The sequence below is a fragment of the Actinoplanes sp. NPDC051475 genome (genome assembly GCF_040689425.1).
In the GTDB taxonomy this organism is placed as follows: Bacteria; Actinomycetota; Actinomycetes; order Mycobacteriales; family Micromonosporaceae; genus Actinoplanes.
This window is the reverse complement of the sequence record NZ_JBFAZZ010000020.1, coordinates 1-12912: the sequence shown is the minus strand read 5'-3', so window position 1 is coordinate 12912 and position 12912 is coordinate 1. Positions and strand designations below refer to the sequence as shown.

Here is a 12912-nt window from a genome sequence, read left to right as displayed (position 1 = left end):
TTTGCTTTCCCCGTACCGAATCAGCTCAGTTGTTTGCGGACCTCGGCCGCGACCCGGCCGCCCTCAGCCCGACCCGCCACCGCGGCCTGGGCCGCCTTCATGGCCGGACCCATCTGACCCTTGCCGCTGAAGCCACCCGCCCGCAGCGCCTCCGCGACGAGCCCGGCGATCTCCTCGTCGGTGAGCTGAGCCGGCAGATACCGGTCGAGGATCTCCCCCTCGGCGTTCTCCTTGGCCGCCTGGTCGGCGCGCCCGGCACCCTGGAATGCGGAAGCGGCCTCCCGGCGCTTCTTCGCCTCCTTGGTGAGCACCGCGAGCACCTCGTCGTCGGAGAGCTCCCGCGCGGCGTCACCGGACACCTCGGCGTTGCGCACGGCGGCCAACGTCATCCGCAGCGTCGACGTGGTGAGCTCGTCGCGGCCCTTCATCGCAGCGCGAAGGTCATCGTTCAGGCGGTCTTTCAGCGTTCCCATGGTCGCTCAAACTACTCTGGCCCTCATGCGCAAGCGTCCCCTTTACGCCCTGGCCGCCACGATGACCGCTGTCGGCGGTGCCACCTTCGCCTACGCCTCCCTGGTCGAGCGCAACATGTTCACGCTGCGCCGCCTCAGCGTCCCGGTGCTGGAACCGGACGCGGAACCGCTGCGCATCCTGCACCTGTCGGACCTGCACATGATGCCGAACCAGCACCGCAAGCAGGCCTGGGTGGCCGCCCTCGCGGGCACCGACCCCGACCTCGTCGTGGTCACCGGCGACAACATGGCCTCCCCGGACGCGGTGCCGGGGGTCCTGCGCGCCCTCGAACCGCTGCTGCCGCTGCCCGGAGCCTTCGTCTTCGGCTCCAACGACTACCGCGGCCCGGTCTGGAAGAACCCGCTGAGATACGTACTGCCGCTCTCGAACGAGTACGTCCAGGGCGTCGAACTCCCCACGGAAACCCTGCGCCAGGCGTTCACCGACGCGGGCTGGGCCGACCTCAACAACGCCCGTACGGTGCTCAAGGCAGGCGGCCGCTCCATCGAACTCGCCGGCGTCGACGACCCCCACGTGGACCGCGACGACTACCCATCGGTGGCCGACCCGGTCTCCGCGGGCGCGGACCTGCACATCGGCGTGACCCACACCCCCGCCTCCCGAGTCCTCGACGCAATGGCAGCAGACGGCTTCGCCGTCCTCCTGGCCGGCCACACCCACGGCGGCCAGGTCTGCATCCCGGGCTACGGCGCGCTGACCACCAACTGTGACCTGCCGCACTCGATGGCCAAGGGACTGCACCGATGGCCGGGCTCGGAGGCGTGGCTGCACGTGTCAGCAGGCCTGGGCACGCACCCGACGGCCCCGATCCGCTTCGCCTGCCGCCCGGAGGCGTCCATCCTCACGCTGATCCCCCGCTGAGCTGGGATCTTTCGGCAGGGGGATACCGATTTCGCGTGACGAAGCGCGTCGGATACTATTGCTCAGCACACCGCGGGGTGTGGCGCAGCTTGGTAGCGCGCTTCGTTCGGGACGAAGAGGCCGTCGGTTCAAATCCGGCCACCCCGACCACGTGAAAGTGCAGGTCAGGGCCGGTATCCCGGGAACGGGGAACCGGCCCTGATTCCTTTCCGGGGCCGTCTTGGGGCAGGTTTTGGGGCAGAGGCGTCCTGAACGCGCCTCAGACCGCCCGCAACAGTCCGTCGAGGACCGGAACCGGGGAGCCCGGCAGCGTGCCGCTTCGTAGCGTGGAGAGCCGCATTCCAGCGCTCCGTCAGACCGTCGCACAGGGCTATCGCCGGGGGCCCGAACGGTCAAGGCGGCACGTCGGTCACGACCGTAGGTGCTGCACCCCCAGTTCGATCATCAGCCACCGACGCTTCGCGCAGTACCATCGGAACAATCAGTCTTGGAAGTTCTCTGTCCCGAGGAAGGCGGCGACAGGACAACGAGACGCCCGGCGGGACCCCGGGCGTGTCAGCAAAATTCCGACCCCTTCTAGGGGCGAGTTTCTGCTGCGCGCCTTGGGGTCTGATCTTTAGGTCGCGGAGTAGGGACTCCTGGAAAGTCAGGACGGTCCCCATGATCCTTCTTCAGAGCTTGGTTACCTCCGCAGCGCCATGGGTGCTCGGAGCGGTCACTGTCATCCTTGGCCTCTTCGCCATCTACGTCGGTGTGGCGGTCGCCGTCGCCCTCTTTCACCCGAAGGCCGCTGCCCGACGGCACGCACTGGACACCTTGCGCGTACTGCTTCGGGTGTTCGGTGGGAGGTCCTAATCGGTCGACAAGTACGTCGACGCATCAGCAGAAAATCAGCGGACAGCGCGACGAGGTATGACAGCGGACGACACCTGATCCCATGTCACCTATGTCCACGTCCACTGGACGACCACAAATATGCACCCAGGAACCTGGTGTCCGCGTTCGGGGACGAGGACGCGTCCGTTCAAATCCGTTCGAATCCGACCACCCCGACCACATGAAGGTGCAGGTCAGGGCCGGTACCCCAAAGCGGCGACGACCAGGGCGGCCGCGCGACTGACGAGCCTCATCTTCAAGATCTCCCGCTCACTCGTGAGGTGGCGGTGACACTCAGAGTATCCGCGGGAACACGCTGGGTGGTGCTACGACTCGCCGCAGCAGAGCGCCTCCGCCGTGATCGGCAGGTCGCGCAGGCGCACTCCGGTGGCGTGGTGCACCGCGTTGGCGATGGCCGCGCCCACCCCGACCGCGCCGAGCACCCCGATGCCGCGCGCGCCGATCGCGCTCGCGTGCGGGTCGTGCTCCTCGACGAACCCGACGTTCAGCTCGGGCACGTCCGCGCTGACCGGGAGCAGGTAGCCGGAGAGGTTCTTGGACACGTACCGGCCGAGCCGGGCGTCGTGGACCGAGCGCTCCATGAGCGTCTGGCCGAGGCCCCAGATCAGGCCGCCGGTCAGCTGGGCGCGCGCGGTCAGGGGGTTGACGATCCGCCCGGCGCTGTAGACGCCGACGAGCCGGCGCACCCGTACGGATCCGAGCAGCTCGTCGACGGCCACGTCGGCGAAGACCGCGCCGAAGGCGTGGATCGAGTGCCGCTGGGGCCCGGGCGCCCAGCGCGCCTCGGCGGCGACGCCGTCCACGCCGTGCGACGCCAGCAGGTCGGCGAGGCGCACGGTGGTCGGCGGGCCGTTCTTCACGGTCAGCTCCGCGCCGGCAAGGCGCAGGGTGGCCGGGTCGGCGCGCCCGTCGACCATCGCGGCCAGCTTCGCCGCCAGCTCCAGGGCGGCCGAACGCACCGCCGAACCGACACTCATGGTGGTCGACGACCCCGCCGTCACCCCGGTCTCCGGCAGCGCCGTGTCGCCCAGCCGCAGCGTCACCTGCTCCGGCGGGCAGCCCAGGGCCTCCGCCGCGAGCTGCGGCAGCACCGTGTACGTGCCAGCGCCGATCTCCTGGCACCCCGCCTCGACCACGACCCCGCCGTCGACGCCGACCCGGACCCGCGCGCCTGCGGGGAAGCGGAACGTCGACCCGATCGCGCTCGCCACGCCCCACCCGACCAGTTCGTCGCCCGCGCGCAGCGACCGCACCGGCATCGGGCGCCCGGACCAGCCGAACCGGCGGGCGCCCTCGGCGTAGCAGGCGAGCAGCTCCTTGGAGGAGAACGGCTGCCCGGTCGTCGGGTCGGTCTCGGCGTGGTTGCGCAGCCGCAGCTCCAGCGGGTCCAGGCCCAGCTCGTAGGCCAGCTCGTCCATCGCGGACTCCAGCGCGAACATCCCCGCGCCCTCGTGCGGGGCGCGCATCGGCGTCGGCAGGATCGTGGCCACGGGGGCGACCCGGTTGCGGGTCTCGATCGCGGGGCTGGCGTAGACCACCCGGCTGCAGTTCGCCGCCATCTCCGGGTACTCGCCGTAGGTCGCGGTGGCGCTCACCGACTCGTGGCGGACGGCCAGGAGCCGGCCGTCGGCGTCGGCCCCGAGCGTGACGGCCTGCCGGGTCGGCGGCTGGTAGCCGTTGCCGGTGAAGGTCTGCGCCCGGGTGAGCACGAGGCGCACCGCGCCGCCCAGCGTCGTCGCGGTCATCGCGGCGATGAGCTGGTGCGGCCACACGTAGCCCTTGCCGCCGAACGCGCCGCCGGTGTACTCGCAGCGCACCCGAACCCGGTCGGGCGCCAGCCCCAGCGCGGCCGCGATGACCGTCCGCACGTTGAACACGCCCTGGGTGGCGTCGTGCAGGGTCAGCCGGCCGTCCCGCCACTCGGCCAGCGTCGCCGACGGCTCGATCGCGCAGTGGTGCCGCGCCTCGGTCGTGTAGCGCCGCCGGACGACCACGGCCGCCCGGTCGAGTCCGGCGTCGACGTCGCCGACGCTCGTGTCGGCGGGCCCCCACCGGGGGGTCGGCGTCGGCGCGTAGGCCGCGTCGAGCACGGCGTCGAGGTCGGTGGCCGCGGGCTCGACCACGTATTCGGCCCGGACCAGGCGGGCCGCCGCCCGCGCCCGCTCCAACCGGTCGGCGACCACCACCGCGATCGGCTCGCCCTCGTAGCACACCCGATCGTCCTGCAGCGGCAGCCGGCCCGCGTACCCGTCGCCGGCGAGCGCAAGCCGGGGCGCGTTCGCGGCGGTGAGCACGGCGACCACGCCGGGCGCGCCTTCGGCGGCCGCAGTTTCCAGCCGAGCGACCCGGCCGGCAGGCACCGTGGCGGTGACGAGGACGGCGTGCCGCAGGCCGTCGACCGGCACGTCCGCGGCGAACCGCGCGGCGCCGGTCACCTTCGCCACGCCGTCAGCCCGGTTCCTCGCGTCGGGCACGTTCATGCGCCGGCCACCATGAGCGCCCGCACCACCGCCCGCCTGGCCAGCTCCACCTTGAAGCCGTTGCGGCGCACCGGCCGCGCCCGCGCGAAGGCCGGACCGAGCGCGGCCAGCAGCCGGTCGGCGGACAGGGCCACGCCCGGCAGCGCCCGCTCGGCCGCCGTGAGACGCCAGGGCCCGGCCGCGACGCCGCCGAGGGCGACGCGCGCGGTGGCGATCCGGCCGTCGCGCGCCTCGACGGCGACCGCGCAGGAGACCAGCGCGAAATCGTGCGCCGCGCGGTCGGTCAGTTTCAGGTACGCCGCACGGACGTCGGCGGGCACGGGCGGGACCTCGATCGCCGTGATCAGCTCTGCCCCTTGGAGCGCGGTGTCCCGCTCGGGCTCCCCGTCGGGCGGGCGGTACAGGTCGGTCACCGCCAGGGTGCGCTCGCCGTGGGCGGACCGCAGCCGCACCCGGGCGTCCAGGGCCGCCAGCGCCACCGCGAGGTCGGAGGGGTGGGTCGCGACGCAGCGCCGGCTCCACCCGAAGATCGCCGAGGAGCGGTCGTCGCCGTCGGCGGCCGCGCAGCCGCTGCCGGGCCACCGCTTGTTGCACGGCGCTGGGGCCTCGGCCCGGAAGTACGGGCAGCGGGTGCGCTGCAGCAGGTTCCCGCCGACGGTCGCGGCGTTGCGCACCTGCGGCGAGGCGGACCGCTGCAGCGCCGCGACGATCACGGGATAGCCGGCGCGCACCCCGGCGTCGGCGGCGACGTCGCTCATCCGGGCCAGGGCGCCGATGCTCAGGCCGGCCGGTCCGGCGTGGACGCCGGCCAGGTCGAGGCGGTTGATGTCGACCAGCAGGCCGGGGGTCTCCACGCCGTCCTTGAGCAGGTTGAGCAGGTCGGTGCCGCCGGCGACCAGCCGCGCGTCCGGCCGCCCCGCGAGCGCCGCCAGGGCCGAGTCGGCGTCGGCGACCCGCAGGTACCCGAAGTCATGCACGGGCCGTCCCCGCCGCCGCCCGGACCGCGTCGACGATCTGCGGGTACGCCGCGCACCGGCACAGGTTCCCGCTCATCCACTCCCGGATCTCGTCGTCGGAGCCGGCGTGCCCTTCGGCGATGCAGGCCACCGCGGACATGATCTGGCCCGGCGTGCAGAAGCCGCACTGGAGGCCGTCGTGGGCCACGAAGGCCCGCTGGACCGGGTGCGACCCGTCGGCGCCGCCGAGCCCCTCGATCGTGGTGATCTCCCGCCCGTCCTGCATGACGGCCAGCGTGGCGCAGGCGTTGATCCGGCGACCGTCCACATGCACCGTGCACGCGCCGCACTCGCCGCGGTCGCAGCCCTTCTTCGTGCCGGTGAGGCCGAGCGTGTCGCGGATCGCGTCGAGCAGCGTCACCCTCGGCTCGACCTGGATGTCGTGCCGCCGCCCGTTGACCCGCAGCACCACCGGCACGGCGTCCTGCGCCCCCGCCACGTCGCCCCCCGATGCAGTCGCGGCGCGCCGCCCCGCGGGCGGCGCTCGGGCGATTCTAAGCCTTCCGGGGGCGCCGCCGCCCACCCGCGTGGCCGGCTCGAAGTCAGAACATGATGACCTGCCGGATGACGTCGCCCCGGCCGAGCGCGCCGAGCGCGTCGCCCACCTCGTCGAGGGTCCGCCGTTGGGTGATCATGCCGGCCAGGTCGAGCCGACCGGCCCGCCAGAAGTCCAGGATCCGCGCGTAGTCGCGACGCGGGTCGGCGGACCCGAAGAGGGCCGGCACGATCCGCTTGCCCTCGAAGAGCAGCTCGAACGGGGTGAACTCCACCCGCTGGTCGGCACGGCCCGCGCCCACTACCACGACTGTTCCGCCCCGGCGGGCGACGGCCCAGGCGGCGCGCGCGGGCTTGGGGCAACTCTTCGGGCGGCGAGGCCGATACGCGCCCCGACACACCTCGGCGCACCAACGCAGACCGACGGCTTGACCAGCGGAATCGGGTAGTTGCGCAGGTCGGGAGAGCTGCTAGAACCTCATTCGGGACGAAGAGGCCGTCGGTTCAAATCCGGCCACCCCGACCACATGTAACACCAGCTCAGGGCTGGTTCTCCTCACGGAGAACCAGCCCTGAATTGCTTCCCGGCCCACCTCTGGGAGTGATCTGGGAGTGGATCTTGAATCTCACTCCCCGACCTCCTTCCGGCGAGCTTCGAGAAGCCGGTCCAGAACGACGACCGGGGAGTGCGACGCCATCGCGAGCCGCGCGTCCAAGGCGGCTTCCCACAGCGTTGTCAGTTGGGCGAGGAACTGACGGCGCATGGCCGGCGTGATGTGTGAGTAGCGCGCCTGGACCGAGCCGTCGAAGTGCCCCATCCGGCCGTCTTGAAGTACGGCCGGCACTCCGAGTTCCTGCATCTGCGTCTTGTGGCTGTGTCGCAGGCCGTGGGGCGTCAGCCCCGAGGCGATCGGCACCCAGCAGGCGTCAGCTCTTTGCGCAGCACCGCGACCGCGAGCAGGCACCCCCGGCCAGGGCTCGCCGAGCACGGGAACCGGCCGAGCGTCGTGCGGTGCGACACGCGGATACATGCCCGAGGCAGCGGGATGGAACAGCCAGGTCGCGAAGCCCGTCCGTCGCCAGTGCGGCGCAAGCTCACCCAGCGGTTGCCCGCCTCGGACATAACCCAGCTCAGCGGTCGCCTTCAACACGCGGACACGGGTGGCCTCCGGCACTGACTCCGGGCGGTTCAGCACTGCCGAAACAGTTCCCGTCGACACACCAGCGCTACGGGCCACGTCCACCAGCTTCGGTCCGACTGCACGAGCCGCGCCGTTCGCGGGACGATGACCACGGAAGGCATACGTGCGTCCATGGCAGGAGCACGGCCGAGGCTTGGTGGACGCGAGATGCCCGGCGACCAAGCGGTCAAGCCAGTCCGGAGTATCGACCGTTCGGTGCGAGTCATCCTTGGGCGGGCACCACCCTGCGGAGGACAAAGGTGGCGCGTTTACGCCTGCCGAATTGATCTCTTCTGAATCAAGGCGCCGCGCAAGCGCGGCGCTGGCCGGCCGCGCTCGGCCTGCTGGCGGCCTCCGGCCGGCATCGGCCGGCGCACCGGCGAATGCCTCGGATAGCGCTGGATCCAGTTCACGCCTCCGGCGGGGGCACTTCAAGCTTCTGGGATGGGAGCGCCATCCCGCCCACCGTCGACCCAGGCGAAGCCGAGCAGACCTATCCCAGGGCGCCAAGGTCGTACGTCCGGTAGGGCGCTCCACCTTGGCGCCCTGGGCCAGGCCGGCTCCACGGTGTGTGGGTCGACGGCGGACGGGATGGCTGTGGCGTCTCACGTGCAAGCACACGATCAGCGGCGTTTGTCCAGGTTGGCCGGTCCGTACGCCGAAGCAGCGCACATCACAAGCCCTCGGAACAGCGCACGATGGCCCAGACATCCGCGGCAATGTTCTCTGCCTATGCCCCAACCACCACGTCCTGTTCGACGCTGGCGCCATCTACGTTGACGCCTACGGCATGGTTCGGGACGGCACAACCCACACCGAAGTCGCCGAGCTACGGCGGGTCAGTAAAGACAACATCGATGTCAGCCGGCTCACCTACCACCAGCGGCATCATGCCTTCTTAAGAACCCGCTTCCGTACGTCAGTACTCCGGTTCAGGGGCCGGGGTGGGAAGGACCCAGTCGCTCATGTCGTAGACGACCGAGCAGTAGTCGTCCACGGCGGTGATCTTTGTCTGGTGTTGCAGTTCATCGTCGCGGACCAGGGAGGGCAATACCACGGGGAAGGACCCGCCTTGTCCCGACCAGATCGTTCCGTCGGCCTGGGTCAGGGGGAGGTCGATGCCGGTGATCGTGCCGGTCTTGGAGTTGTTGATGTAGAGCCGGTGGCGGCCGGGTCCGGTCAGCAGGTAGCCGTGGAGCGTGAAGATGTCTTCGAACCACAGCGCGCCGCCGCCGTACAGCAGTTGCCGGAGCATCGAGAAGTAGTTGATGTCGTACTCGGTGGCTCGGTGGTTTGCGGAAAATCCCAGCGTGTCGGCCGCGACGATGATGTTGTCGTGGCTGTCGCGCTCACCAGCCGTGGCGGCCAGGTCGGCGTGCGTGAGAGTGCGTATCCAGTCCACTGCTGCGTCGACGTCGAGTTCGGTGCCGTCATCGCCGGTGAGACGGAACTCGACGGCGATCCTGGCCGGCGCTTGCGCGCCGGCCAGGAGGACAATCCGGGTCTGGTTGGTGCCAGCGCGGACGATCCCAGCGAGGCGTACTACTTGTGCAGGTTGGGCCCCGCAAGGACCCATCACCAGAGGTGCAACAATCCTTAAGAGTTGCTCGTGGAGATGGTTCTCACGATCCACAGCCGTCACGTCCTCGAGCTCGTGTCGTTCGTTCGGTCTTAGTTTCTGAGCCTATTGACGAACTCCGGGCACTTCGTCTTGCCCTTGCAGTACGCGGTGATCACGCCGACGTACCCCCCGTCCGGGGTCTTCCACCGGCCGTCCTCGGTCCTCGTCGCCTGCTGCGAGGCGATGAAGATCCTCTCGGAGATGTTCCCGTTGGAGGGGTCCGCGACATAGATCATGTACTCGAGCCTGGCCCCGGACGCATCCGTGGGCTTGGTGGCCATGAGGTGCTCAAAAACGACTCTGTTACGCAGGTTGTGCTTGGAAGCGAAGTGATGGTAGCCGAGCTCCGAGTTGCCGTACCGGACGAAAACCTTGTTGCGCTTCAAGTCCGAGTACGAGTACAGGACTGCCCACCAGGGCGTGGCGCCGCCAGTGCCGCCGCCGGGATCCACATTCCGCTGGGCGACCTTCCCGCCGGGTGCCATGGCGCCATCCTGGTCGACGCTGGATGTCTGCGTTGTGTCGATCAGCTCGCCCGTGCTGCTCTGGATGATTTCCGGCACTGGAGAAGTGGGCACCTCAGACAAGTCCGCGGGGGCTTCCGTCCCGTGCGCCTTGAAGTAGGTGGCCCTGTATTCCTCCTCCGTCATGAACGTCATGACCGGAGGTTCCTCGGCTGCCGCGGCAGCCGACCCCGCGGTGTCCTCGACCGCCATCGCAGCTGAGGCCGGTGACAGAGTCGCCAGAAGCACCGCGGCCGCTGAGGCCGCGGAAACCCGACGCAGCATGGCGCCGGACCTGCGTGTAGTTGTTCGCAAGAGTTGTACCTCCCCGTTAGCGCCCATCCAGGCCTCAAGATCATCAATTAGTTTGGGCGACGGGGTCAAGACCCTGTGACTTGGTCGTGCTTCCGCGCAACGTCCGCATTCGGCCAGACCAGATTGACCGCAGGCGCATCGACACAGCCACTAAGAGCCGGACGACATGACCAACGAGGCGCCTCCCACGCACGTCCGCCGCAAGCCGCAGCAGGAGCCGTCGTCACCATCTTGGGAGTGATCTGGGAGTGGATCTTGAAAGGCCAGCCTTCGCAGGCTGGGTCATCCCGACGCGTGCCAACGCTGCGACCTCGCCTTTCGGGCGGAGCGCCGAATGCCGACGGATCATGATCCTAATTCGGGACGAAGAGGCCGTCGGTTCAGATCCGGCCACCCCGACAGAAGTAAAGGCCTGACCAGCGGAAACGTCGGTCAGGCCTTTACGTGTATCTATGAGGTTTTGAATCACCCGCCGGAAACGCCGCGACACGATCAGATTCGCCGGATGGCTGGCGGTGCGTCCGCTGTGGGGACGCGGCACGGCGTCGGCGCCGTCATCACCGCGTTCCGGAGGTCGACAACGCTCACGGGCATCTGCCGCCTGTTCCCGCAAGTCGGCAAGCCGCTCCGCTCGCCGTCCGCTTCATTTGTGGCTGCAGCAAGTGGCTGGAGCTGGCATCCGAGGCGCGCTGCGTGCAGTGGCGTAGAGTAGCTGGTGGATCAGTTCGTCAACGTCGTTGGCGTGCCAGCGCCTACCGGGCGTGCTGCCGAGGGTCGCGGCAGTGCCACAGGACAATCCTCAGGGTTGAGAGGCTGAGCGCTGGCAAACCCGTCCGACCGTCATCGACACTTCCGTTCGCAACAGCCAACGTCGCGTCCGCGCCGGGCGACGTCTTTAAGCGAACGGGATGACCTCGGCTGATCGGCCCACACCTCCGATCTCGACCACGTCGTCGGCGCTCCTTCGCCGGCAGCGGAATCTCTCCACGTGGCGACGACGTGGCGGTCGCTACACGGCTGCGGCATGCAGGCGCCGATCTGACGGTTCCTGACCCAAGCAACATCGACACCATAGGAGACGATATGACCCTCGTGTCAGCCCTGCCTACGCAGACTCCTGCGTTGCGCGAGCCCGCGAAGACTGCTCGTGAGAGAGGGGCAGACAGTTTTCACGCCGCGCTCGCCACGGTCTTGGCCGCCGGGCTCGAGGACGCGCTGGAAGCAGGTGACCACTCGAGGGCGGTCAGCTTCGTCAACCGTGGCTTCGCGGAAGGCAGTCCGCAGCTGGGCTGCGACCTGCTCTGCAGGGCCATTGCGGTCGTCGGGACAGCGCGGACTTGGACCGTGCAGCTTGCACCCCTGACACGCGTGCGCCCACGGTCCGCATCAGACGACAGCCCGAGCTTCCAAGATTGACGCGGCCCCTAGCGTTTCGAGCGCTGCTGCGGGAGTACTACCGGCCCTCCTCCCTTCCCTTCACTCACCGCACTAGCTTTCGGCTCAGCGCGGCCCGCCCGCCTGCGGGTGGCGCTGCCGGTCCGCTCGCCGGCGGCTGACGTTGAGGCCGCCTGCGCACGCTGTCCCACCCCGCATCCGGCCAGCCCAGCACTCTCGGCAGGCCTTCCACCACCCCTACAGCAAGGACCAAGACATGACTGCCCCCGAGTACGTGGAAAAGGCCAGAATCACGGCGGATCTGCGCTTGCGGCAACTGCACGCCAGAGCGGATTGGGTCGACCGGGAATTCCCCGGACTCATCGACACTGACAAGAACGCCTCGCTGCTCCGAATGCTCGGTATCGATCTAGCCGCGAAGGCACCTGGCGACGTCGTCGCGTCACGATCCTGAGCGATCTCATGATTCTCCGGAGCGGCCGCGACCTCTGGCATGGTCAGGCGCTGGTCCTCCGGCCGATTCAGGCCGGTCTCCGGCCGGTCGCCGGATCCTGCTCGTCGGGCACGGTCCGCACTCGCGTCACCGGAGTCACCCAGCCGTAGGCACCTCCCTCGCCCGGGCGCCACGCCCAGCGGGTCAGGCCGAAAACACCGTTAGATCCCAGTGTCACCCTTGATCGGTCCGACGGGTTCGCTCCACCTGTTTGCTGCCTTCGTGGCTGTTGTGAATTCTGCGGCTCGGCGGACGCGAAGGACCGGCCGGTATGGCTCAAGAGGAGCGTGTCAGCGCCCGACTGGGATGTGCCTACCGACCGGCCCGCGCCCCTCGGTCAAGGAGACGCACTTCCATGGTGGTTATCGGAATCGACGCGCACGAGCGCACCCACACAGCCGTCGTGATCGACGGCAACGGCCGCCAGCTGGCGGCCAAGACCTGCGGGTCAACCAGCAAAGATCACCTCTCACTCCTACACTGGGCCGCCAAACACAGCCCGGACCGGATCTGGGCGATCGAAGACTGCCGCAACATGACTCGGCGCCTGGAACGCGACCTGCTCGCCACCGGCGAACGCATCATCCGCGTCCCACCAAAGTTGATGGCTCACGCACGCGACGCCGCCCGCACCTACGGCAAATCCGATCCGATCGACGCTCTGGCCGTCGCACGCGCCGCGCTCCGTGAGCACGAATTGCCCGTCGCGCACCTCGACGGCCCCGAACGCGAGGTGCGACTGCTCGTCGACCACCGCGAAGACCTCCTCGCCGAACGCACCCGCACCGTCAACCGGCTCCGCTGGCATCTGCACGAACTCGACCCCGCATGGGATCCACCAGCTCGTTCCCTCGACCGGGCAAGCAACCTCGACCGCATCCACAACCGCCTCGCAGAGCTGCCCGGAACCGTGGCCCGGCTTGCCGCCGCGCTGACCGAGCGATGCCGTCAACTCACCACGGAGATCAACGCTCTCGAGACGGAGATCAGCAAACTGGCCGAGGAGTTGGCGCCCACGTTGATCGCGCTGCCCGGCTGCGCGTCGCTGACCGCGGCGAAGATTCCAGGAGAGACAGCCGGCACCCTCCGGTTCCGATCAGCCTCCGCCTACGCCCGCCACA

9 protein-coding genes, 1 tRNA gene and 3 pseudogenes are annotated in these 12912 nt (G+C 69.4%); 5 read left to right on the top strand and 8 right to left on the bottom strand.

The features are described 5' to 3' along the window. Nucleotides 1-20: 20 nt before the first annotated feature. Complete coding sequence (locus AB0368_RS32335; protein WP_366157810.1) at nt 21-473, bottom strand: GatB/YqeY domain-containing protein; 453 nt, start codon at nt 471-473, stop codon at nt 21-23. Nucleotides 474-498: 25 nt separating this feature from the next. On the opposite strand from AB0368_RS32335, the gene AB0368_RS32330 reads away from it, so the two are divergent. After that, on the top strand, nt 499-1395 hold the full coding sequence (locus AB0368_RS32330) for a metallophosphoesterase (RefSeq protein ID WP_366157809.1): 897 nt from the start codon (nt 499-501) through the stop codon (nt 1393-1395). A 73-nt stretch (nt 1396-1468) separates the two neighbouring features. Then, a tRNA-Pro gene (locus AB0368_RS32325) sits at nt 1469-1545 on the top strand. Between the two features lie 1052 nt (nt 1546-2597). Here AB0368_RS32325 and AB0368_RS32320 read toward each other — a convergent pair. From AB0368_RS32320 to AB0368_RS32300, 5 genes and pseudogenes are all read right to left on the bottom strand, one after another. Then, nucleotides 2598-4772 carry a xanthine dehydrogenase family protein molybdopterin-binding subunit gene (locus AB0368_RS32320; protein ID WP_366157808.1) on the bottom strand — a complete coding sequence of 725 codons (2175 nt, stop codon included), beginning with the start codon at nt 4770-4772 and terminating at the stop codon, nt 2598-2600. Beyond that, nucleotides 4769-5749: an FAD binding domain-containing protein gene (locus tag AB0368_RS32315; RefSeq protein ID WP_366157807.1), complete on the bottom strand. Its 981-nt coding sequence runs from the start codon at nt 5747-5749 to the stop codon at nt 4769-4771. The genes AB0368_RS32320 and AB0368_RS32315 overlap by 4 nt, the downstream gene beginning before the upstream one ends. Further along, nucleotides 5742-6227 (bottom strand): (2Fe-2S)-binding protein, encoded by a 486-nt coding sequence (locus tag AB0368_RS32310; protein WP_366157806.1) that lies wholly within the window; start codon nt 6225-6227, stop codon nt 5742-5744. The genes AB0368_RS32315 and AB0368_RS32310 overlap by 8 nt, the downstream gene beginning before the upstream one ends. Before the next feature lie 103 nt (nt 6228-6330). Beyond that, nucleotides 6331-6642 (bottom strand): annotated as a pseudogene (locus AB0368_RS32305) (Zn-dependent alcohol dehydrogenase); the annotation flags it as partial. A 267-nt stretch (nt 6643-6909) separates the two neighbouring features. Further along, a pseudogene (locus tag AB0368_RS32300) lies at nt 6910-7704 on the bottom strand (LacI family DNA-binding transcriptional regulator); the annotation flags it as partial. Between AB0368_RS32300 and AB0368_RS32295 the strand changes: the two are divergent. Continuing rightward, nucleotides 7589-8233: pseudogene (locus tag AB0368_RS32295) on the top strand (HNH endonuclease); the annotation flags it as partial. The pseudogenes AB0368_RS32300 and AB0368_RS32295 overlap by 116 nt on opposite strands. 150 nt (nt 8234-8383) lie before the next feature. Here AB0368_RS32295 and AB0368_RS32290 read toward each other — a convergent pair. Together AB0368_RS32290 and AB0368_RS32285 are read right to left on the bottom strand one after the other, a co-directional pair. Continuing rightward, nucleotides 8384-9097 carry a hypothetical protein gene (locus AB0368_RS32290; protein ID WP_366157805.1) on the bottom strand — a complete coding sequence of 238 codons (714 nt, stop codon included), beginning with the start codon at nt 9095-9097 and terminating at the stop codon, nt 8384-8386. 38 nt (nt 9098-9135) lie between these two features. Beyond that, entirely contained in the window at nt 9136-9801 is a 666-nt protein-coding gene (locus AB0368_RS32285; protein ID WP_366157804.1) for a hypothetical protein, read from the bottom strand. Nucleotides 9802-11554: 1753 nt separating this feature from the next. Here AB0368_RS32285 and AB0368_RS32280 point away from each other — a divergent pair. Both AB0368_RS32280 and AB0368_RS32275 read left to right on the top strand, forming a co-directional pair. Continuing rightward, a complete protein-coding gene (locus AB0368_RS32280; RefSeq protein WP_366157803.1) occupies nt 11555-11752 on the top strand; it encodes a hypothetical protein in 198 nt (65 codons plus the stop codon). Nucleotides 11753-12146: 394 nt separating this feature from the next. Further along, a partial coding sequence (locus AB0368_RS32275; protein ID WP_366157802.1) for a transposase occupies nt 12147-12912 on the top strand: 766 nt, incomplete at its 3' end.

Coding starts and splice junctions, on each gene's coding strand:
- AB0368_RS32335 (WP_366157810.1), bottom strand. CDS start 473: ATGGGAACGCTGAAAGACCGCCTGAACGATGACCTTCGCGCTGCGATG.
- AB0368_RS32330 (WP_366157809.1), top strand. CDS start 499: ATGCGCAAGCGTCCCCTTTACGCCCTGGCCGCCACGATGACCGCTGTC.
- AB0368_RS32320 (WP_366157808.1), bottom strand. CDS start 4,772: ATGAACGTGCCCGACGCGAGGAACCGGGCTGACGGCGTGGCGAAGGTG.
- AB0368_RS32285 (WP_366157804.1), bottom strand. CDS start 9,801: ATGGCGGTCGAGGACACCGCGGGGTCGGCTGCCGCGGCAGCCGAGGAA.
- AB0368_RS32280 (WP_366157803.1), top strand. CDS start 11,555: ATGACTGCCCCCGAGTACGTGGAAAAGGCCAGAATCACGGCGGATCTG.